The organism is uncultured Prevotella sp. (genome assembly GCF_946407605.1).
GTDB lineage: Bacteria > Bacteroidota > Bacteroidia > Bacteroidales > Bacteroidaceae > Prevotella.
The window spans coordinates 101,716-120,888 of the sequence record NZ_CAMJOS010000006.1 but is presented as its reverse complement, the minus strand read 5'-3'; the positions used below and the strand labels follow the sequence as shown (position 1 = coordinate 120,888).

At 51.4% G+C, this 19,173-nt stretch carries 20 protein-coding genes and 1 tRNA gene; 12 read left to right on the top strand and 9 right to left on the bottom strand.

The annotated features are described in order from the left end of the window. The first annotated feature begins 12 nt into the window (after positions 1 to 12). Genes Q0R57_RS04680 through Q0R57_RS04665 form a run of 4 tightly spaced genes read left to right on the top strand, consistent with a single transcriptional unit; the run spans position 13 to position 5,386 of the window. On the top strand, positions 13 to 1,107 hold the full coding sequence (locus Q0R57_RS04680) for a DUF1573 domain-containing protein (protein WP_294744246.1): 1,095 nt from the start codon (positions 13 to 15) through the stop codon (positions 1,105 to 1,107). A gap of 53 nt (positions 1,108 to 1,160) precedes the next feature. Further along, on the top strand, positions 1,161 to 2,255 hold the full coding sequence (gene meaB, locus Q0R57_RS04675; protein ID WP_294744245.1) for a methylmalonyl Co-A mutase-associated GTPase MeaB: 1,095 nt from the start codon (positions 1,161 to 1,163) through the stop codon (positions 2,253 to 2,255). Positions 2,256 to 2,301: 46 nt separating this feature from the next. Continuing rightward, complete coding sequence (locus Q0R57_RS04670) at positions 2,302 to 3,243, top strand: 4-hydroxy-3-methylbut-2-enyl diphosphate reductase (RefSeq protein ID WP_294744244.1); 942 nt, start codon at positions 2,302 to 2,304, stop codon at positions 3,241 to 3,243. Continuing rightward, positions 3,233 to 5,386: a S8 family serine peptidase gene (locus Q0R57_RS04665; RefSeq protein WP_294744243.1), complete on the top strand. Its 2,154-nt coding sequence runs from the start codon at positions 3,233 to 3,235 to the stop codon at positions 5,384 to 5,386. The genes Q0R57_RS04670 and Q0R57_RS04665 overlap by 11 nt, the downstream gene beginning before the upstream one ends. Before the next feature lie 58 nt (positions 5,387 to 5,444). Here the strand turns inward: Q0R57_RS04665 and cmk are convergent, their stop codons facing one another. Together cmk and porQ are read right to left on the bottom strand one after the other, a co-directional pair. After that, positions 5,445 to 6,134 (bottom strand): (d)CMP kinase, encoded by a 690-nt coding sequence (cmk, locus tag Q0R57_RS04660; RefSeq protein ID WP_294744242.1) that lies wholly within the window; start codon positions 6,132 to 6,134, stop codon positions 5,445 to 5,447. Between the two features lie 62 nt (positions 6,135 to 6,196). Then, positions 6,197 to 7,141: a type IX secretion system protein PorQ gene (porQ, locus tag Q0R57_RS04655; protein WP_294744241.1), complete on the bottom strand. Its 945-nt coding sequence runs from the start codon at positions 7,139 to 7,141 to the stop codon at positions 6,197 to 6,199. Positions 7,142 to 7,238: 97 nt separating this feature from the next. Between porQ and Q0R57_RS04650 the strand changes: the two genes are divergently transcribed. The 8 genes from Q0R57_RS04650 to Q0R57_RS04615 all read left to right on the top strand — a co-directional run bounded on the left by Q0R57_RS04650 (position 7,239) and on the right by Q0R57_RS04615 (position 12,596). Continuing rightward, entirely contained in the window at positions 7,239 to 7,937 is a 699-nt protein-coding gene (locus tag Q0R57_RS04650) for an energy transducer TonB (RefSeq protein ID WP_294744240.1), read from the top strand. Between the two features lie 25 nt (positions 7,938 to 7,962). After that, entirely contained in the window at positions 7,963 to 8,937 is a 975-nt protein-coding gene (locus Q0R57_RS04645) for a polyprenyl synthetase family protein (protein ID WP_294744239.1), read from the top strand. Further along, positions 8,934 to 9,734 (top strand): TatD family hydrolase, encoded by an 801-nt coding sequence (locus Q0R57_RS04640; RefSeq protein ID WP_294744238.1) that lies wholly within the window; start codon positions 8,934 to 8,936, stop codon positions 9,732 to 9,734. Before Q0R57_RS04645 ends, Q0R57_RS04640 begins: the two co-directional genes overlap by 4 nt. A gap of 77 nt (positions 9,735 to 9,811) precedes the next feature. Continuing rightward, a tRNA-Ser gene (locus Q0R57_RS04635) sits at positions 9,812 to 9,899 on the top strand. A 209-nt stretch (positions 9,900 to 10,108) separates the two neighbouring features. Continuing rightward, on the top strand, positions 10,109 to 10,861 hold the full coding sequence (locus Q0R57_RS04630) for a MotA/TolQ/ExbB proton channel family protein (RefSeq protein WP_294744253.1): 753 nt from the start codon (positions 10,109 to 10,111) through the stop codon (positions 10,859 to 10,861). A 143-nt stretch (positions 10,862 to 11,004) separates the two neighbouring features. Then, positions 11,005 to 11,571 carry a biopolymer transporter ExbD gene (locus Q0R57_RS04625; protein ID WP_294744237.1) on the top strand — a complete coding sequence of 189 codons (567 nt, stop codon included), beginning with the start codon at positions 11,005 to 11,007 and terminating at the stop codon, positions 11,569 to 11,571. Beyond that, the gene (locus tag Q0R57_RS04620; RefSeq protein WP_294744236.1) at positions 11,568 to 12,023 is read left to right on the top strand and encodes a biopolymer transporter ExbD; all 456 of its coding nucleotides are present in this window, start codon (positions 11,568 to 11,570) and stop codon (positions 12,021 to 12,023) included. The genes Q0R57_RS04625 and Q0R57_RS04620 overlap by 4 nt, the downstream gene beginning before the upstream one ends. Positions 12,024 to 12,116: 93 nt before the next feature. Further along, a complete protein-coding gene (locus Q0R57_RS04615) occupies positions 12,117 to 12,596 on the top strand; it encodes an Lrp/AsnC ligand binding domain-containing protein (protein WP_294744235.1) in 480 nt (159 codons plus the stop codon). Positions 12,597 to 12,671: 75 nt separating this feature from the next. On the opposite strand, the gene Q0R57_RS04610 is transcribed toward Q0R57_RS04615, so the two are convergent. The 7 genes from Q0R57_RS04610 to Q0R57_RS04580 all read right to left on the bottom strand — a co-directional run bounded on the left by Q0R57_RS04610 (position 12,672) and on the right by Q0R57_RS04580 (position 19,172). Next, positions 12,672 to 13,415 (bottom strand): sugar phosphate nucleotidyltransferase, encoded by a 744-nt coding sequence (locus tag Q0R57_RS04610; RefSeq protein ID WP_294744234.1) that lies wholly within the window; start codon positions 13,413 to 13,415, stop codon positions 12,672 to 12,674. Further along, positions 13,412 to 13,774, bottom strand: coding sequence for an endonuclease domain-containing protein (locus Q0R57_RS04605; RefSeq protein WP_294744233.1), 363 nt, complete (start codon positions 13,772 to 13,774; stop codon positions 13,412 to 13,414). Before Q0R57_RS04605 ends, Q0R57_RS04610 begins: the two co-directional genes overlap by 4 nt. Before the next feature lie 88 nt (positions 13,775 to 13,862). Continuing rightward, complete coding sequence (locus tag Q0R57_RS04600) at positions 13,863 to 15,026, bottom strand: galactokinase family protein (RefSeq protein ID WP_294744232.1); 1,164 nt, start codon at positions 15,024 to 15,026, stop codon at positions 13,863 to 13,865. A 42-nt stretch (positions 15,027 to 15,068) separates the two neighbouring features. Continuing rightward, on the bottom strand, positions 15,069 to 15,548 hold the full coding sequence (locus Q0R57_RS04595; RefSeq protein WP_294744231.1) for a dihydrofolate reductase: 480 nt from the start codon (positions 15,546 to 15,548) through the stop codon (positions 15,069 to 15,071). Positions 15,549 to 15,596: 48 nt separating this feature from the next. After that, positions 15,597 to 17,096: a sensor histidine kinase gene (locus tag Q0R57_RS04590; protein ID WP_294744230.1), complete on the bottom strand. Its 1,500-nt coding sequence runs from the start codon at positions 17,094 to 17,096 to the stop codon at positions 15,597 to 15,599. A 40-nt stretch (positions 17,097 to 17,136) separates the two neighbouring features. Further along, positions 17,137 to 17,931, bottom strand: a complete 795-nt coding sequence (locus Q0R57_RS04585; RefSeq protein WP_294744229.1) for a thymidylate synthase — start codon at positions 17,929 to 17,931, stop codon at positions 17,137 to 17,139. Continuing rightward, positions 17,928 to 19,172, bottom strand: a complete 1,245-nt coding sequence (locus Q0R57_RS04580; protein WP_294744228.1) for a hypothetical protein — start codon at positions 19,170 to 19,172, stop codon at positions 17,928 to 17,930. Before Q0R57_RS04580 ends, Q0R57_RS04585 begins: the two co-directional genes overlap by 4 nt. Position 19,173: the final 1 nt, after the last annotated feature.

Below are 19,173 nucleotides of genomic sequence, written 5' to 3'. Positions count from 1 at the left end.
ATTGTAAAAGGAATGACTCATAAGAAAATAAATAAGGTGTTATGGCGGGTATTGGGTATTTTACCTTTTTACCTGTTTGCCTTTCTACCTTTAAATGCCCAGAAGGTACAGGTTGACCATCCTGAGGTTAACGTGGGAAAGACGGGCTTTGAGATGCCTGTGACAGCCACCTTCCAACTGAAGAACAAAGGCAGTCGTCATCTTTCTATCGTTGACGTCAAGACCGACTGTGGATGCACCAAGGTGGACTACCCCAAGAAGAGCATTGGTGGTGGTGATAGGTTCACCATCTCCATGACCTTCGATGCCCGTCAGTTAGGACATTTCACGAAGCAGGCCGCTGTATGGTTCAACCATTCAGAGAAGCCGCTTTGGTTGACAATGAAGGGTGTGGTGGTGACTGAGTTGACTGACCACTCGAAGAACTACCCCTATGCCTTTGGCGACCTGCTGGCAGATGTGAATAATGTGGAGTTTGATGATGTGAAACAGGGCGAGCATCCTGAGGTGGAGATTCACGTGCTGAACAATGGCGGTAGTGTGATGACGCCTAACATACAGCATCTGCCACCTTATCTCATTTCGATGGCAACACCCGAGACGCTGGCACCTGGTCGTTCTGGCAAGGTGACGCTGATGTTGAACACTGAGCATCTTCATGACTTCGGACTGACGCAGACCACGGTCTATCTGGCTGAGCAGCTGGGTAATAGGGTGAGTGCTGATACGGAGTTGCCTGTGTCGGTGGTGCTGCTGCCCAACACCACGTTGTATGCTGGCAGCAACAAACAGTATGCGCCCCATCTGGAGCTCTCTGCCGACTCGCTGACACTGGGCGTGGTCAAAGGCAAGAAGCGTAAAAGTGAGGTGATTACCATCACTAACACGGGACGTACTGCCCTGAAGATATCATCATTACAGATGTTTACGAAGGGCCTGAAGGTGACACTCGACAAGCGCGAGCTGCAACCCCGTGAGTCGACAAAGCTCAAGATTGCGATGTCTGACAGGAGTCAGTTGCTCAAGGCGCGTCAGAAACCCCGTGTGCTGATGATTACCAATGATCCCGACCACGCGAAGGTGGTCATCAAGGTTAACGTGAAATGATCTTTAACGACATAACGACATAACGTGATAACGAAAGAAATAACAAGATAATCATGGAACATCCCGAGAATAGTTCAGAGTTTGCAGGCCTGCAGGTGAATAGTGGTGTGGAACAGCCATCTATCGTCAACCCCTACCTGAAACGAGGCCGTTTCCGTCGTCGTGAGTTGTCAGCTGCTGAGATGGTTGAGGGTATCGTCAAGGGCGATGTCACCATCCTCAGTCAGGCGGTGACCCTGATAGAGAGTGTCAACCCCGACCATCAGGCCAAGGCGCAGGAGGTCATCAACAAATGTCTGCCTTATAGCGGCAACAGTGTACGCATCGGCATCAGTGGTGTGCCAGGGGCTGGTAAGTCCACCAGCATCGATGAGTTTGGCATCCACCTGCTGAAAGAGAAGGGTGGGCGACTGGCTGTGCTGGCCATAGACCCCAGTAGCGAACGTACCAAGGGTAGCATCCTGGGCGACAAGACCCGTATGGAGAAGCTCGCCATACATCCCGACTCGTTCATCCGTCCTAGTCCATCTGCTGGTTCTCTGGGTGGTGTAGCCCGTAAGACGCGTGAGACCATCATCCTGTGTGAGGCTGCTGGCTTCGACAAGATTTTCGTGGAGACCGTAGGTGTGGGACAGAGTGAGACGGCCTGTCATTCTATGGTCGACTTCTTCCTGTTGATTCAGGTGGCTGGTACTGGTGACGAGCTGCAGGGCATCAAGCGCGGTATCATGGAGATATCGGATGGTATCGTCATCAACAAGTGTGATGGCGATAATGTGGACCGCTGTCAGATGGCTGCCACCAACTTCCGCAACGCCCTCCATTTCTTCCCCATGTCCGAGAGTGGGTGGAGTCCTAAGGTGCTGTGTTACAGTGGTTTCTATGGCACTGGCGTCAAGGAGGTGTGGGACATGATATACGAGTATTTTGACTTCGTGAAGGCGAATGGCTACTTCGACTATCGTCGCAACGAACAGGCTAAGTACTGGATGTATGAGACCATCAACGAGCAGTTGCGCCTGAACTTCTATAACAACCCGCAAATCCGCGAGAAACTGTCTGCCGCTGAGCAGTCGGTGCTCTTGGGACAGAAGACCAGCTTCGTGGCTGCCGGTGATTTGTTAGACGATTATTTCAGGAGCCTATAAGCCCAATAGGCCTATGAGTCCCATAAGACCCATAAAAGAAAGAAAAATGCAGATAGAGATAGACAACGGCAGTGGCTTCTGCTTTGGAGTGACCACCGCCATCAAGAAAGCCGAAGAAGAGCTGGCACAGGGCGAGACGCTCTATTGCCTGGGCGATATTGTACACAATGGCATGGAGTGTGAACGCTTACGACAGATGGGACTCGTCACCATCAACCACGACGATATGCGTGAGTTGCACGATGTCAAGGTGCTGTTGCGTGCTCATGGTGAGCCGCCTGCCACCTACGAGTTGGCCCGTCAGAATAATATCGAGATTATCGATGCTACCTGTCCTGTGGTGCTGAAGCTGCAGAACCGTATCAAGGAAAAGTGGAAAGAGGCGCTCGACCTAAGGTCGCTTGCTACCGAAGGGACGCAAGAAAGAGGAAAGAGGAAAGTGGAAAGTGGAAGGTGGAAAGAGGATAGTCTTTCCCCCCAGATTGTCATCTTTGGCAAGAAAGGTCATGCTGAGGTGTTGGGATTGGTGGGACAGACGCAGTCAACTGCTATCGTCATTGAGAACTTCGACGAGGTGACGAAACTCGACTTCTCGCGTGATATCTATCTTTACAGTCAGACCACGAAGTCGCTGGATGAGTTCCACCGTATCGTGGCATATATCCAGGCGCATATCTCACCTGATGCTGTGTTCCAGAGCTTTGATACTATCTGTCGTTCTGTGGCCAACCGCATGCCTAACATCTCGCAGTTTGCAGCACGTCACGACCTGATCCTCTTTGTGTGCGGAAGGAAGAGCTCTAACGGTAAGGTGCTTTATAACGAGTGCCTGCGAGTGAATCCCAACACGCATCAGATTGAGGGACCGGAGGAGATTCATGCTGAGTGGCTCAAGGATATTCAGACGGTAGGCATCTGCGGAGCTACCTCTACACCAAAATGGCTGATGGAGCAATGCAGGGATGAACTTTTGAGATTTGAGGATTAAACTGACCATACTGCTGTTTTGGCTGTTGGCATCTGTCGCGCCTGCCCAGCGTCCGCAATACGGAAAGCTGTCGCCTCTCGTGCGTCAGCTGGCCAGGCATCTCCCTTCTCCTGCTTCGTCAAAAGAGCTCTGCGCCTTTGTGAAAGTCTCTGACCATCAGGCGCTTGAGGATCATGGCTGTCGTGTGCTGACCAGCGCAGGCAACGTGCATATCGTCAGCATTCCTGTTGACCAGTTGGGTGCTCTCTCGCTCGACTCCCGCATCCTGCGCATCGAGGCCAGGAGGGGTAATAGTCTCACCAACGACCATATCCGTGAGCACCTCAACGTGCAGCCTGCCCATGCTGGTCAGAACCTGCCGCAGGCCTTTACAGGACAGGGCGTCGTGGTGGGAGTGATGGATGTGGGGTTCGACCTGACGCATCCTACGTTCTATAGTCGTGACACCACCAATTATCGCATCCGTTGCATGTGGGATATGGTTACCCAGGATACGGTGGGCAGTCCTTTCTATGTGGGACGCGACTATGTGGGGCGCGAGGCCTTGCTGGCTTTGGGACATTCTCGCGATGGACTCGATATCACACATGGCACCCACACCACAGGCACTGCTGCGGGGAGTGGCTACAACTCGCCCTATGGCGGTATGGCACCTGAGGCTGATATCTGTCTGGTGGCCAATGCGGTGTCTGATGATCTGGCCTATATCGATTCGGCTGACATCTATAAATATACCTTCGCCACCGATGTCCTTGGCTTTAAGTATCTGTTCGACTATGCCAAGAGTGTGGGTAAGCCCTGTGTGGCATCGTTTAGTGAGGGCTCAGACCAGGACTTCTGGGGCTATGACTGCCTGTTCTATGAGATGCTTGACAGTATCACTGGACCAGGCTGCATCATTGTCTCGTCGGCTGGCAATAATGCCTCTCGTAAGACGTGGTTCCGCAAATATCAGGGTGAGCCTTCTATGGGGGCTTTCCTGTCATGTGGCGGTCGGGAGATGATGCTCACCTTCAAGTCGGCGGATGATTTCTCCCTGCGATTCGTGGTCTATCGCGAAAAACCAGACACGTTGCTGGTAGATACCCGCGAGGTGCTGGCACAGCCTGACTCCGTGCAGTCTTCGCTCTTGAAGTTCGATGACTATATGCTGGCTGTAAAGGCTGAGGCCTATGTCTCATGTTACGACCCTCGCGACATCTGTTATGATGTCTCTGTCCTAACCACAGGCTATGTGGGCAGTCGCCATCCTGTGTCTGTCGAGGTGGTGGGCATCGATGCGGATGTGGAGTATTTCCATGTCAATGGCAGTCTGACTACCAATGCGCTGAACCCCAACCTCGATGCTGGCGAGTATATCTGTAATATCAACAGCCCATCCAGTGCGCCTTGCGTCATCTGTGTGGGCTCCACCACCTATCGCGACAGCATCCAGAATATGAATGGTGAGTGGAAGAAATACTGGCTGGGAAATGGGGGTGTGCGTGCACCGTTCTCATCGGTGGGACCAACCTTTGATGGGCGTCTTAAGCCTGATGTGATGGCACCAGGTAATAATATCGTCTCATCGTATAGCAGTTTCTATCTCGAGACGCACCCTGACAATGATGATATCAAGTGGGATGTGGCACATGTCGACTTTAATGGGCGTACCTATGCCTGGAACAGTAATAGTGGCACCTCGATGTCGTGTCCTGCTGTGGCTGGTGCCATCGCCCTGTGGCTACAGGCCAAGCCTGACCTCACGCCAGAGCAGGTCATGGATGTTATCAGTCACACCTCACGCCATTATGACGAGTCAATGTCGTGGCCCAACAACGAGTATGGCTATGGCGAGATTGATGTCTATCGGGGACTCCTTTATATCCTTGGCCTCGACCGCGTGGAGACTATCTCGCAGCAGCATACTGCTGCCCGCATCGCCGTTAGTGGTGGTGAACTCGTCATCACGCTTCCTGAGCCCCTCGCTGTCTCGGCCCGTCTGCGACTCTTCACCATTGGAGGTCGTCTGCAGCGTGATGTCCGTCTCCCTGCTGGCCAGTCCGTCTATCGTCTTTCGCTCACCACCTTACCTTCCGGTCTCTACGCCCTCCAGCTCGATGGTCCCTCAGTCATCAAGGGTTCCACGCTTATCAGAAAGTAGCTTTTTTTATACAGAGGCCCCCTTTGATTTAAAGGAATAGGGCCTTTCAATGAAAGGATTATCCCTTTAAAATGGCTTTCTCGAACTGCTGCATGAGCCACTGGTTCTGCTCGTCGATGGTCATGTGGCTGTTGTCGAGGAGAAGGGCATCGTCGGCCTGACGGAGGGGAGAGACATCACGATGCGAGTCGATATAGTCGCGCTCCTGTACGTTCTTCAGAATGTCGGCATAGTCGGCAGGCATTCCCTTTTGCTGCAACTCGTCGTAGCGGCGCTGGGCACGTACCTCTGCACTGGCTGTGACGAAGATCTTGAGTTCGGCATTGGGGAAGACAGTGGTGCCGATATCGCGTCCATCCATCACGATACCACCTTCGAGTCCCATCTTCTGTTGCTGGGCCACAAGGGCTGTACGCACAAAGGGGATGGCAGCGATGGGGCTGACGTGACTGCTCACCTCGAGGCTGCGTATCTCGAGTTCCACATTCTCGCCATTGAGGAATGTGGTGGTCTTGCCATCGATGAGGCGCTGGTCGATGTTGATATCAGGCATTACCTGGCGCAACTGTTCCTCGAGTACGCTGCCGTCGGCTGCAAAGAGCTGATGGCGTAGGGCATAGAGGGTGACGCAGCGATACATGGCGCCTGTGTCAACATAAACATAGCCCACACGACGGGCAAGTTCCTTGGCCATTGTGCTTTTGCCGCACGAAGAGTGGCCGTCTATTGCTATTGTAATCTTTTTCATGTTTTTTTTATGGGTCTAATGGGTCTAATGGGGTGAATGGGTCTAATGGGTTTGATGGGACGTCAGAGTGCATAGCTGAAGTTAATCATCAGCGAGGTGCTGCTGACGTGATACTTGCCATAGGCGATGTGGAGCTGCAGGCGTTCAAGCATCATGCCGGCACCCAGCGAGAGGGCTGCACCATGAGAGCTCTCCTCGTCGCCAGCAGTGATCTTCATCTCTGAGGCACGCAGGGGGTTATAGCCTGCTGCGACGTAGAACTGCTCAGAGAGCAGGAGGTCGGCACCTAAGACGAAATGCTTGCCTATCCCATACTGCCAGTCGTTGAGGCGCACCAGCGTAGCCGAGAAACGCAGAGGTGAGCCTACAAGTCGCTTGCTGACACCCAGTTGCAGGTCGAGGGGCATTCGCTCGAAGTCATCATCATAGGCTTTGAGCTGTCCTCCCAGATTACGGGCCACAGCGCTGATGCTCCATTCCGAGTCAGGGTCGTAGTAGTTCAGACCCAGGTCGACAGCCGCTGCCAGCGAGTTGTACTGTCCGATATATGAGGCTACCATCTTGGCTGTGACGCCACCACTGATAAGGTCGGTAAGTCCATAGGCGAAGGTGCCACCCAGCGCAATGTCCCTGGCGCCAAAGGTGCCCGTCTGCTGGTTGTCATAGGTGGTCTCTTTCATCTCGCCATAGCTGATGAAACGTCCCTGCACACCCCATGTGCCGCGTTCACCGATGGTCTGAGAATAAGAGGCACTACCAGTTATCGAGCCCTGCATGTAGGTCATCATGTTGAGACCTAAGGTGCGGTCGCTGACATTATAGAGTAAAGCAGGATTATGGAACACCAGCGAGGCATCGTCGTCGGACAGTGTGATGTTGTCGCCTCCCAGTGCAGCAGCATGGGCGCTGACGGGTAGTCGCAAGAAGTTGAACACAGTCTGGCTGTCCTGCGCATGAATCATCATGGCAAGTGCCGAAAACAGGACTGACAGCATCAAACGTTTCATAATTCGGGCACAAAGTTACGAAATTCGTAAGAGAAATGAAAAGAAAAAACAAAAATATTTCCTATTGTCGGCTTTATTTAGTACTTTTGCACACCGAATGTTGGAAGTAAAGAAAAGCAGGAAGGCGGACCTGGAGCATGGACGATGGGCCAGATTCGCGCTGGGGTTGGTGGTTGCACTGGCCTTCCTCTTCGTTGGCCTGAACTACAGCCTGACGCCTGACGACCCACTGGACGACCCCGACTTGCTGGATATGCTGTCGATGGACGAGGAACTGCCATCGATGATGCAACTTGAAAATGAGCTGGCGCTGGCCCCGAAGGTGGAGCCAGAACCCTCGAAGAAGCTGGTGGTGGCTGAGGAGGAAGAACAGGTGGAGCCGCTGAAGGATGACGAGCCAGTAGAGACAGATATGGACAACGACATGAGCGCCCTGGACGGTGAGGAGGAGATAGAGCCGCCAGCACCTATGGACGATGATGTCATCAGTTTCCGCATTGTGCAGGACCTGCCGCAGTTTCCTGGTGGTGCTGTGGAGATGATGAAATGGCTGCAGCGCAACCTGAAATATCCCCCACTGGCGCAGGAACGTAAGATACAAGGTAAGGTGGTGGCAGAGTTCATCGTCAACAAAGACGGCTCCGTGACTGATGTCAAGGTGGTGAAGTCGCTCAACCCCATGTGTGATCGCGAGGTGCTCCGCGTGCTGAGGATGATGCCCCGTTGGACTGCAGGTATCGAGAACGACCAGCCCTGTCGCACCAAGGTGTGCATACCAGTGGTCTTTAAACTGTAAAGAAAATAGGTAAAAAACAAGAGATATGACAACATCAGAAGAAATCTTGAGAATCGTGAACGAGGGATTAGAGTCCCTGCCGTATGAAAGAAAACCCGCATCGCTCTACGATCCCATACGCTATGTGCTCTCGCTGGGCGGCAAGCGCATCCGTCCTGTGCTGATGCTGCTGGGTTATAACCTCTTCAAGGAAAAACCCGAGGACATCCTGATGCCTGCCCTGGGTCTGGAGACGTATCATAACTACACGCTGCTGCATGATGACCTGATGGATAAGGCCGACATGCGTCGCGGACAGCTTACCGTACATAAGAAGTGGGACGACAACACCGCCATCCTCAGTGGCGACTCAATGCTGGTGCTGGCCTATCAGCGTGTGGCAGCATGTGATGCCGCCCATCTGCCTCAAGTGCTGGAGCTGTTTACGGAGACAGCGCTGGAGATTGGCGAGGGACAGCAGTATGACATGGACTTTGAGACACGCAACGACGTTACAGAAGATGAGTATATCGAGATGATTCGTCTGAAAACCAGTGTGTTACTGGCCTGTGCCCTGAAGATGGGCGCCATCTTGGGTGATGCCTCACAGGAGGATGCCGACCTGTTGTATCAGTTTGGTGAGAAGATTGGTCTGGCCTTCCAACTGCAGGACGACCTGCTCGATGTCTATGGCGATCCCAAGGTCTTCGGCAAGGCCATTGGTGGTGATATCACCTCGAACAAGAAGACCTATATGCTCATCAATGCCGTGAATCGTGCCAACGCCCAGCAACGTGCTGAGCTGATGCGATGGATTGAGGCGAAAGAGTTCAATAGGGCTGAGAAGGTGGCTGCCGTCACCCGTCTATACGACGAGATTGGCATTCGTCAGTTGTGCGAGGAGAAGATCAACTTCTACTTCGAGCAGGGCAAGAAGCTGTTGGAACAGGTCCATGTGGACAGCGCTCGCAAGGAGCAGTTACGCCAGTATACTAACGAAATGATGCACAGGGAGAAGTGACCTTTATCGATACACATTGCCATTTGGATGGCGAGGAGTTTGACCAGGATAGGGTAGAGGTGATGCAGCGCGCTCGAGAGGCAGGCTGCAAAGCAATCTTCCTGCCTGCCATCGACCTGCCGTCATCGCAGCGCATCGTCAGCCTCTGTCAGCAATACCCTGATTTCCTTTATCCCATGATTGGCCTGCATCCTGAAGAGGTGCATGCCGACTGGCGCGAACAGATGGCGCAAATCAAATCTATCCTCCCGTCACCTTTCACCCTTCACCCTTCACCTTTCACCGTTCTCGCCATTGGCGAGGTAGGCCTTGATTTCTATTGGAGTCGTGAGTTTGAGCAGGAGCAACTGGAAGCCTTCGAGGAACAGGTGCGATGGTCAGTAGAGATGCAACTGCCCCTGATGATTCATTGTCGCAAGGCGCAGAACGAGCTGGTGGCTATATTAAAAAGGTATGCGAAAGAGTTACCTGGTGGCGTGTTCCATTGTTTTACTGGCAACGAGAAAGAAGCCGAGGAACTGTTACAGTTCGACAAGTTCGTGCTGGGAGTGGGTGGTGTGCTGACCTTCAAGAAGAGTCATCTGCCAGAAACCCTTCCGCAGACAGTGCCCTTAGACCGCATCGTATTAGAGACCGATGCCCCCTATATGGCGCCTGTGCCCATGCGAGGTCAGCGCAATGAGTCGGCTTATATCAGTTATGTGATTCAGCGAATGGCAGAGGCCTATGGCATCAGCGAAGACGAGCTGACAGCGCGTACCAACGAGAATGTGGCTCGTGTGTTTGGCGTAAAATGATAAAGAATATTAAATTATCAATTGCCAATAATCATTTGTCAATTTTATGCATTACCTTTGCATCCGCTTAACAGTAAGGAGAGGTGCTCGAGTGGTTGAAGAGGCACGCCTGGAAAGCGTGTAACCGGCAAAACCGGTTCGCAGGTTCGAATCCTGTTCTCTCCGCTAGGAGGAACAGGTTCAAAGCCCTAAGGCGAAATTGTTCTCTCCGCCAGGAGGAACAGGTTCAAAGCCCTAAGGCGAAAATGTTCTCTCCGCTCCCCCCTTGATTTTTGAATAACATGATGAAAAGATTAATGACTGCTGGTATTCTGGCAGGTTTGTTGATGCTGGGACAGCCGGCTTTGGCTCAAGACTTGCAGGTTGCTGACTCTATGGCAGAGACCCAGATGGTGGCTGCCGATAGTGCTGTTGGCGACCTGACGGTAGAAGAACTGATAGGTGCCGATGATATGGCAGCACTCGACTCGCTGGCCAGCGAAGGTGGTTTTGGGTTGCACGACCAGTTGAAGACGAAGTTCATGGAGGGCGACCCGCGATTCATGTCATTGGTGGCACTGGTATTGGTGCTGGGCCTGGCGCTGTGCATCGAGCGAATCATCTATCTCACCTTGGCCGAGATTAACACCAAGAAACTGCTTGCCGACATTGAGAAAAAGGTGGAAGCAGGCGATGTGGAAGGAGCAAAAACCATCTGTCGCGATACCCGTGGTCCTGTGGCCAGTGTCTGCTATCAGGGACTGATGCATATTGACGAGCCTGTCGAGGATATAGAGCGCAGCATCATCAGCTACGGCTCTGTGCAGACAGCCCGTCTGGAACGTGGCACCTCATGGATTAAGCTGTGCATCGCCATCGCACCCTCGCTGGGATTCCTGGGTACTGTGATTGGTATGGTGATGGCTTTCGACCAGATTCAGACTGAAGGTGATATTGGTCCCACCATCGTGGCCGAGGGCATGAAGGTGGCCCTGCTCACCACTATCTTTGGTATCGTGGTGGCCTTGATACTGCAGGTGTTCTATAACTTTGTCAATAGCCGCATAGACCGTCTGACCATTCAGATGGAGGAAGGCGCTATCACGCTGTTGGACATCATCTCAAAGAGTAAAAGGGTAAAAGAGTAAATATAGTAAGGATATGATTGACGTTCTGCTCTATACCATTTACGTGCTGATGGCACTGATAGTGGTGCTGATGGCTTGGGCCGTGATTCACCAATATACCACCCATAACGACTGATGCAATGTTTGCACGAAGAAGAAGAGAGATGCCTGGTCTGAACACCACATCGACAGCCGACATATCGTTCATGCTGTTGATCTTCTTCCTCGTAACCTCATCAATGGACAGCGACTGGGGATTGCCTCGCCAGCTGCCAAACCCTGAGAACCAGACGGAAGAACAGGAGGTTATCGTCAAGAAACGTAATGCGTTATGCCTGAAGCTGGGTGCCGATGGTGTGATGACCTGCAACGACGAGCCCATAGCAATGGACGCGTTGACGGAACGTGTGAAGACCTTTGTGGCCAACGATGCCGACGACCCTACATTGCCTGAGATGAGTGAACGTGAGGTGCATCTGCTGGGACGCTATAAGGTGAGCGATCGTCATGTCATTATGATGGATGTGCATCGCGATGCCTCTTACGACATGTATTTCCAGATGCAGGATGCCATCGTCAGGGCCTATCACCAGTTGCGCGAGGAACTGGCACAGAAGCAGTTTGGAAGGACGCTGGCCAACTGTAATAACGAGCAGCGTGAGGCTATCAATATGGTTTATCCGCAGCGTATCAGCGAACAGGCTATCACAGAGGAAGGAGGTGGCCGATGAAACGAGGAGTCTTCCGTCGTCGCCGTAGTCGTGAGTTGCCTGAGCTGAACACCGCGTCGCTGCCCGACCTTATCTTCACGGTGCTGTTCTTCTTTATGATTGTCACCCACATGCGTGATGTGGATTTGCAGGTACGTTATGAGGTGCCGCAGGGCACAGAACTGCAGAAGCTTACTCATAAGTCGGCAGTTACCTATGTCTATATTGGTCGTGTGAAAGATGCACCAGTCGACAGCTTTTACATCCAGCTGAACAACAGTCTGGCTACTGTCGATGATATCAAGGCTTATGTGGAGTCAGAACGTTCGAAAATGTCGTCAGAAGACCAGCCTCGCATGACGGTTTCTATCAAGGCAGACCGCGATGTTCCTTTCGGCATCATTTCAGATGTTAAAAAAGCCTTACAACAATCGTTTGCTTTGAAAGTTAACTATTCTGCTACCGAAAAGTAACAATTTGAACTACGCAACGCGTTTTTTCTTCACAAATTGTTGTAGTTGTCAGATTTTCTTGTTACCTTTGCACATCAAAATTAATATAGCAATATGGCAAATCAGAAACTTGACGGGCTGGATAAGCAGATTTTGAAACTTATTGCAGCCGATGCGAGAATACCTTTCTTAGAGGTGGCTCGTGCGTGTGATGTGAGTGGTGCAGCCATTCATCAGCGTATTCAGAAGTTAACAAATATGGGCATCCTGAAAGGCTCACAGTTTATCATGGACCCAGAGAAGCTGGGCTATGAGACCTGCGCCTTCATTGGTCTGAACCTGAAGAATCCTGAGGATTTCGACAGAGTGGTAGAGGAACTGAAGCATATTCCTGAGGTGACGGAGTGTCACTATACCACTGGTAACTTTGATATGTTCATCAAGATCTACGCGCAGAACAACCACCATCTGCTCACCATCATCCACGACAAGCTGCAGCCGCTGGGACTCAGTAGCTCGCAGACGCTGATATCTTTCTATTCAGCATTCGAGCACCAGTTGCCCATTATGGAGATGGTTGATACAGAAGAGTAAGGTTTTAAGCAGAACAACAAACAAAAACAGGAGCGCTGAACTCCTGTTTTTTTTATTCTCCATATTTCCTCTTTCTTATTTCCCATATTTCTCTACCGCCTCGTAGTAGGTGTCGAGACTGCCTATGTCGAAGCGTCCAGCACTCATGGGCCAGGCGTGCATTGTGGTGTGCTCCACCATATAATGAGCCAGATTGCCTGGTGCATCTTTGCCGCAACCATTTTCTACAGAGTGACGTACAAGGTCGAGGTCTTTCTTTAGATAGATATAGAACGGTGGTACTGCCCAGTGACTTTTGGGCACCTGAGGCTTCTCCTCCATGCCCAGCACCTTGTTGTTGGCATCCAACTCTACGACACCAGTACGCTGCAACTTCTCTATTGAAGGTTGTTCGTGGCACATGATACAGCTGGTTCCCTTCGCCTTTGCGAAATCAACGAATTCCTGGAATGAGAAGAACAGCAAGTTATCTGCAGCCACCACCAAGACCCCCTCCGACTCCCCCTGCTTAGGGGGAGTGTTTAATACCAAAAGAAGATCGTTTACGGCACCTAGGCGCGTTTCGTTGGTTTCGGTACCATCGTCGACGATTGTTATTGGTTTGGAATAATGCTGCTCTGCAGCCCATTGCTTGAATATGGGAGCAAACTTATGATTTGTAACTATGATATGCTCGGTGATGTCATCGATTGTATCGATGTCATCAAGCATTCTACCCAAAATAGTGTTATTGCCTATTTTAAGTAATGGTTTGGGAAAGTTCTTGGTGAGTTCCCCAAGTCTGGTTGCATAACCAGCAGCTAAAATTATATTTTTCATAAAGACCCTCTAATCTCCCTGCTTAGGGAGACTTTTATTATTTCAATTACTTTGTTAGTATCAAATAGAACCTGCTCATTTGTAAAACGTACTATTTTGTAGCCTTGATGCTCAAGCCAATCAGTACGTAGAGCATCGTTTTCCTGTTGCTCGTTTGTGAAGTGATAACCTCCATCAATCTCTACTATAACTTTACTCCTACGGAACAAAAAGTCAACTATATAATCTCCTACAATATGTTGTCTTAAACAACGTTCTCCTAAAGCATTCTTCTTCACCACCGACCAGAAAATGCTTTCTGCTTCTGTCATGTTCTTACGATTACTTCGAGCATCCTCTTTTAATAATTCGTATGTCATTGGGTCAGCAGTCCTCCACTTAGACCCTTTTAAATCATCCCTTTTTTGCATGTAATCATAGGAAAATGTGTGGGGCAAGAGCTTCCCCCTAAGCAGGGGGATTGAGGGGGTCTACAAATCTTGCTCCGTCGTCAGGCGATACCCAGAATACTTGGAAGGTCTTTTCGTATTCAGGGAACTGATCCAGATAGCGTTGGGTGAGCACCTTCTCGATGTCTGTAGTATGGGCAGGATCGACGAGGGCAATACAGGCACCCTTGAAGCCAGCTCCAGAGAAGCGTCCACCATAGACGCCAGGCAGCTGCCGCATGATTTCGTAGATGGCGATGAGCTCAGGCGAACCACATTCGTAGTTATGGATAGAGCTCTCACACGAGTCGAAGCTGAGCTTGCCGAAGAGCTTCAAGTTACCTGTCTCCCAAGCGGTGACACCCTGACGAACACGACGATACTCGCTATAGAAGTGCTCAGCACGACGGGCAAAACGTGCTGGCATTGCGATGCGTGTCTTCTCGAAGGTCGCCTTGGGGATATCACGCAAAAAAGTCTTGTCGAAGGTCTTCAAAGGCTGCTCCGTATAAGCCAGCATGTTCCATGCTGCCGTCTTACATTCATAGACACGCAGGTTGTAGTCGCTATTCACCAGCGAACGTGTGAGTCCAGAGAAGAAGATGCCAATCTTGAATTCAGGCATCTCTGGATGACGCTTGATGATGCGCCATTCGTTGCTGTCGCAGTCAAGGAACAGCAGTCCGTCTTTCTTTCCCAAGGCGATGCATGCCTGGTCCAGCAGTCCGTTGTTCAGTCCAATATACTCGCGCTCTGCCTCAGAGGCAATCTGCACCACCTCGAAAGGCTGCAGCGTGATACCGTTGGCCTTTGAGAATGCCATCACATAGGCGATGAGGACTGCCGCTGATGATGACAGGCCACCTACAGGCAGCGATCCTTGGATGACGCCGTCGATACCGTTTTTCAGTTCGAAGCGTTTCTTCAGCGCATATTTCGCACCACGGGCATAGTCGCCCCAATGGTGCTCCTTCACCTGTGAGGGAGCATCCACCTCGAAGTTCACCTCGCCCTCAAACGTCTTCGATACCAGATGCACGTGACCATTGTTGTTGATATTGAACCACAGGTCCACACCCTTGTCTATGGCGAAACCTGTCACCAGTCCGTGCTGGTGGTCCACATGGGCACCCAGCGGGCAAACCCTATATGGTGAAAAGATATGATACTGATACTCACTCATAACTCAGTTTTTGTTATTCTATCGTCTTTACTTCTTAACTCCTTAACTTCTGACATAATCCACAAAGCTATAGGCAAAGGCATGCTTCTCGTCTGTAGCATGGTCTTCGCGCCACGTCTCCTTCCATTCGCTGTAGTCTGGGAAGAAGGTGTCAGCCTGTGCTGGGGTATCGTCAATCTCTGTGAGACACAGGCGCTGGGCCTTGTCAATCAGTCCGCTATAGAGACTGGCACCACCTATTATATATATGTCCTCGTCAGGCTGACACGAGGCGATGAAACTGTCCCAGTCCTTGAAGCACTCGCAGCCAGGCAACTGCTCTGTGCTGCGTGTCAGCACGCAGTTACGACGATTGGGAAGTGCTCCTTTCGGCAGACTCTCAAAGGTCTTGCGTCCCATCACGATGGTGTGGCCTGTGGTTAGCGCCTTGAAGCGCTTTAGGTCGTTAGGCAGCCAGTATATCAGTTTGTTCTCGAAGCCAATAGCGCGGTTGCGCGCTACGGCAGCAATCATACTTATCATCTTGTTAATGAAGAATTAATAATGCATGCATCATATTTTGATGCAGAATTACACGTGTAGGTCTAACACGAAGCGTGTACCCTTGGTGAACTTTGGATCAATCTCCAGGTCGCCATTCATCTTCAGCGCCATCTGCTTACAGATGGGCAGTCCCAGTCCGTCGCCTGTGGTCAGGTCGTGTATCTCGAGGAAGGGCTTGAACACATCCTCGCGCTTCTCTTCTGGGATAATCTGACCTGTGTCTGACACCAGGAACTGATAGGTGTGGGGACTGCGTTTCTTGAACTCCAGACAAACGGTGCCGCCCTCAGGTGTGTAGATAGCTGCGTTCTCCAGCAGGTGGAGCAGGATGTGCGACACATATTTCTTGTTGAGGCTGACGCTCATCTTCTGGGCGTTAACGGTGATGTTGACTCCGTTCTTCACCTTGTCGCGAATCTGGTCGATGAGTGCCTCGCAGAAGGGCTGTACCTGTGTTTCCTCCAGCACGATGCTGTCGCTGGGCGTGTTCTCCAGATCTGAGAGTGTCTGTATGTGATTTGAGAATTCCAGCATAGCCTTGACGTTGGCGTTGTTGGTGTCCAGTTTCTTTAGTTCTGGCTCCAGGTGGGCTGCGATGTTACTGATGAACTTAGCCTTCAGGGCGTTGGTCTCGTTAGCCAGGTTGATGGTCTTCTTCTGCTTGCGGGTGAGCACGATGAAGCGCATGAGGATGATGGCGCCTACTACCAGCGCACCAGCGAGGATGGCAGCGAGGATACCCAGACTCACAATCATGGCCTGACGTGAGCTCAGCGAGCTGTCCTTCTCTTCTATCGTGGCCTCGTGGTCAGCAATCTGCTTGTTCAGTGCCCCGATCTGGTCAGCCACCTTCAGCGCATTGATAGAGTCTTTCCAGACAATATAGCTGCTGTAGGTCTGTGCCACCATACTGGCATTACCTGAGCGGCGTCCGTTGGCAATCAGTGTCTGATATACCTCGTCCACCTTGTTGTATTCCTTCGATGCCGTCAGCTTGTCGGCCATCACCTTGAATACCGCATTACCCTCGGCATTCTGTCCGAAGGTGTAGTAGAAGATGGCTTTGCTATAGAGCAGGTCGTCGTTCAGCGTTTCGTCGCTAGCCTGTTTGGCATAGTTTTCCATCGTGTTCAGATGCTCTTTGGCGCTCTCGCTACGTCTCATCTTGATGTACATCTGCATACGCTCCTTGGTGACCCAGTAATGCATGCCAGCCTTCTGACTGTTGGCCGCTTTGCGGTCTGCATTAATCGCTTGGTCTATGCGACGCAGCAACTCGAACGACTCTTTGTAGAGGCTCTCTTTGTAATACAATGCAGCGGCTTTGACACCACACTCCACACCCTGCTTCGTCTGTCCCTTGGCGGCATAGTCGTCAAAGGCGCGGATATACAGCGAGCGTGCTTTCGCAATATTCTGCGAGGCATCTACGGCCTCGGCTTGTTTCTGAAGTTCGCTCTTCTCCTGTGCATAAATAGCGCAGCAGCAAATCAGACTGAAAAGGATAACAAATAGTTTTCTGTTCATATAAGCTATAATTATGAATAATGGATTTTTCTTTTCTTGTTTATACCGATACCTCGGCCTTGATATGTGGCCAGGGGTCGTAGCCCTCCAGTTGGAAGTCTTCGTATTTGAAGTCGAAGATATTCTTCACGTCAGGATTGATCTTCATCGTGGGTAACTTACGAGGCTCACGTGTCAGCTGCAGACGGGCCTGCTCCAGGTGGTTCAGATAGAGGTGGGTGTCGCCAGTGGTGTGGATAAACTCACCAGGCTGCAGTCCGCAAACCTGAGCCATCATCATGCAGAGCAGCGCATACGATGCGATGTTGAAGGGCACACCCAGGAAGGTGTCGGCAGAGCGCTGATAGAGCTGCAGCGACAGCTTTCCGTCAGCCACATAGAACTGGAAGATGGTGTGACAAGGAGGCAGTGCCATCTTGTTGACCTCTGCCACATTCCATGCTGAGACAATCATGCGGCGTGAGTTGGGGTTGTTCTTAATCTGGTCCACCACATACTGTATCTGGTCGATGGTGCCTCCATCGTAGTCAGGCCATGAGCGCCACTGGTGTCCATAGATAGGTCCCAGCTCGCCATTCTCGTCAGCCCACTCGTCCCAGATGTGTACGTTGTTGTCCTGCAGGTACTTGATGTTGGTGCTGCCTTTCAGAAACCAGAGCAGTTCATAGATGATACCCTTCAGATAGAGTTTCTTCGTGGTCAACAACGGGAAACCCTCTGCCAGATTATATCGGCTTTGGGTGCCAAAGATGCTCAGGGTGCCAGTGCCTGTGCGGTCGCCCTTCTGTGCACCTTCCTTCAGAATGCGGTCAAGTATGTCTAAGTATTGCTTCATATCTGTTTTATTATTGGTTCGTATTCGTTGGGGATATGTGTTGTCTTTATTCTCCAAGGCTTGGGGTAGAGGTTGTTGGCGCGAGTGCCAATGTTCTTTGCCAGCCCTAATGACTGTCCCATGAAGCATGCCTCCACCTCGCCGCGTGGCGTTTCTTCAGGCAAATGAAGGGCTTCGCCGCGCAGATAGGCCATCGCCTGCTGGTAGGACAGCTCCACATGGGGCACGTCAGCGTGTATCTGATTTGTTTCCATAGGAGAAATAGTTTTTTCCCTTTGGAGGAATAGTTTTTTCCCCATGGAGGAACAAGTTTTTCCCAATGGGGGAACACTTTTGAAACTTCCTTTTCTTAAAACGCAGGCAAAGAGGCCCTCGCTGCGGGTGATGCCTGGGATGAATCGATAGACTGGCTCATGGAAACCTTCGAGAAGCGAGCCAGTGATGTGCCATTCGGCTTTTGTCTCTATGGGTAGCACCTCGGCACCCAGCTCTTCCATCATCCAGCGCACGTTCTCCTCGTTTTCCTTTGTATTAAAGGTACACGTACTATATATAAGGATGCCACCCTCATTCAAGCATTGCCAGGCGTCGCTCACTATCTCGCGCTGCAGTTGCCAGCATTTCTCCACGTTCTGAGGGCTCCATTCCTTGATGGTGGCCTCGTCCTTGCGGAACATGCCTTCGCCAGAGCAGGGCACATCGCAGAGGATAAGGTCGAAATGCATTTTCGCCTTGCGATAGTCCTTTGGGTAGAGGTTGGTGACGAAATGATGCTCGTAGCCCCACTTCTGCACGTTCTCCAGCAGGATGCTGGCACGATTGCGGATGGGCTCGTTGCTATAGAGCACGCTGTCTTGGGGTAGTGCAGCACGCAGGAGTGTTGACTTGCCGCCTGGGGCAGCACACATATCGAGTGATGCGAGATGGCTGATGTCAGAGGGAAGATGTTGGCGAAGGGCCTCGTCGATAAACATCGAAGCGGCCTCCTGCACATAGTAGCAGCCTGCATGAAACAGCGGGTCGAAGGTGAAATTGGGGCGCTTGCTCAGATAGTAGGCGTTGCGACACCAGGGCACAGGCTCGGCCTTATCTGCCATTTGCCATCTGTCGTCAGATGTTTTCTTGGGGTTTAGACGAATGCTGACGGGAGGCTCCTCATCGAACGACTGCAGATAGCGTTCGAAGCGTTCCTGTCCCATCAAGTCGCAGGTTTTGCATACAAATTCGTCAGGTAATTGCATA

What these genes read in the sequence shown, in the direction of transcription:
- Q0R57_RS04680 (WP_294744246.1), top strand. Translation starts at nt 13, where the DNA reads ATGACTCATAAGAAAATAAATAAGGTGTTATGGCGGGTATTGGGTATT.
- meaB (WP_294744245.1), top strand. Translation starts at nt 1,161, where the DNA reads ATGGAACATCCCGAGAATAGTTCAGAGTTTGCAGGCCTGCAGGTGAAT.
- Q0R57_RS04670 (WP_294744244.1), top strand. Translation starts at nt 2,302, where the DNA reads ATGCAGATAGAGATAGACAACGGCAGTGGCTTCTGCTTTGGAGTGACC.
- cmk (WP_294744242.1), bottom strand. Translation starts at nt 6,134, where the DNA reads ATGAAAAAGATTACAATAGCAATAGACGGCCACTCTTCGTGCGGCAAA.
- porQ (WP_294744241.1), bottom strand. Translation starts at nt 7,141, where the DNA reads ATGAAACGTTTGATGCTGTCAGTCCTGTTTTCGGCACTTGCCATGATG.
- Q0R57_RS04650 (WP_294744240.1), top strand. Translation starts at nt 7,239, where the DNA reads ATGTTGGAAGTAAAGAAAAGCAGGAAGGCGGACCTGGAGCATGGACGA.
- Q0R57_RS04645 (WP_294744239.1), top strand. Translation starts at nt 7,963, where the DNA reads ATGACAACATCAGAAGAAATCTTGAGAATCGTGAACGAGGGATTAGAG.
- Q0R57_RS04630 (WP_294744253.1), top strand. Translation starts at nt 10,109, where the DNA reads ATGGCAGAGACCCAGATGGTGGCTGCCGATAGTGCTGTTGGCGACCTG.
- Q0R57_RS04625 (WP_294744237.1), top strand. Translation starts at nt 11,005, where the DNA reads ATGCCTGGTCTGAACACCACATCGACAGCCGACATATCGTTCATGCTG.
- Q0R57_RS04620 (WP_294744236.1), top strand. Translation starts at nt 11,568, where the DNA reads ATGAAACGAGGAGTCTTCCGTCGTCGCCGTAGTCGTGAGTTGCCTGAG.
- Q0R57_RS04615 (WP_294744235.1), top strand. Translation starts at nt 12,117, where the DNA reads ATGGCAAATCAGAAACTTGACGGGCTGGATAAGCAGATTTTGAAACTT.
- Q0R57_RS04610 (WP_294744234.1), bottom strand. Translation starts at nt 13,415, where the DNA reads ATGAAAAATATAATTTTAGCTGCTGGTTATGCAACCAGACTTGGGGAA.
- Q0R57_RS04605 (WP_294744233.1), bottom strand. Translation starts at nt 13,774, where the DNA reads ATGACATACGAATTATTAAAAGAGGATGCTCGAAGTAATCGTAAGAAC.
- Q0R57_RS04600 (WP_294744232.1), bottom strand. Translation starts at nt 15,026, where the DNA reads ATGAGTGAGTATCAGTATCATATCTTTTCACCATATAGGGTTTGCCCG.
- Q0R57_RS04595 (WP_294744231.1), bottom strand. Translation starts at nt 15,548, where the DNA reads ATGATAAGTATGATTGCTGCCGTAGCGCGCAACCGCGCTATTGGCTTC.
- Q0R57_RS04590 (WP_294744230.1), bottom strand. Translation starts at nt 17,096, where the DNA reads ATGAACAGAAAACTATTTGTTATCCTTTTCAGTCTGATTTGCTGCTGC.
- Q0R57_RS04585 (WP_294744229.1), bottom strand. Translation starts at nt 17,931, where the DNA reads ATGAAGCAATACTTAGACATACTTGACCGCATTCTGAAGGAAGGTGCA.
- Q0R57_RS04580 (WP_294744228.1), bottom strand. Translation starts at nt 19,172, where the DNA reads ATGCAATTACCTGACGAATTTGTATGCAAAACCTGCGACTTGATGGGA.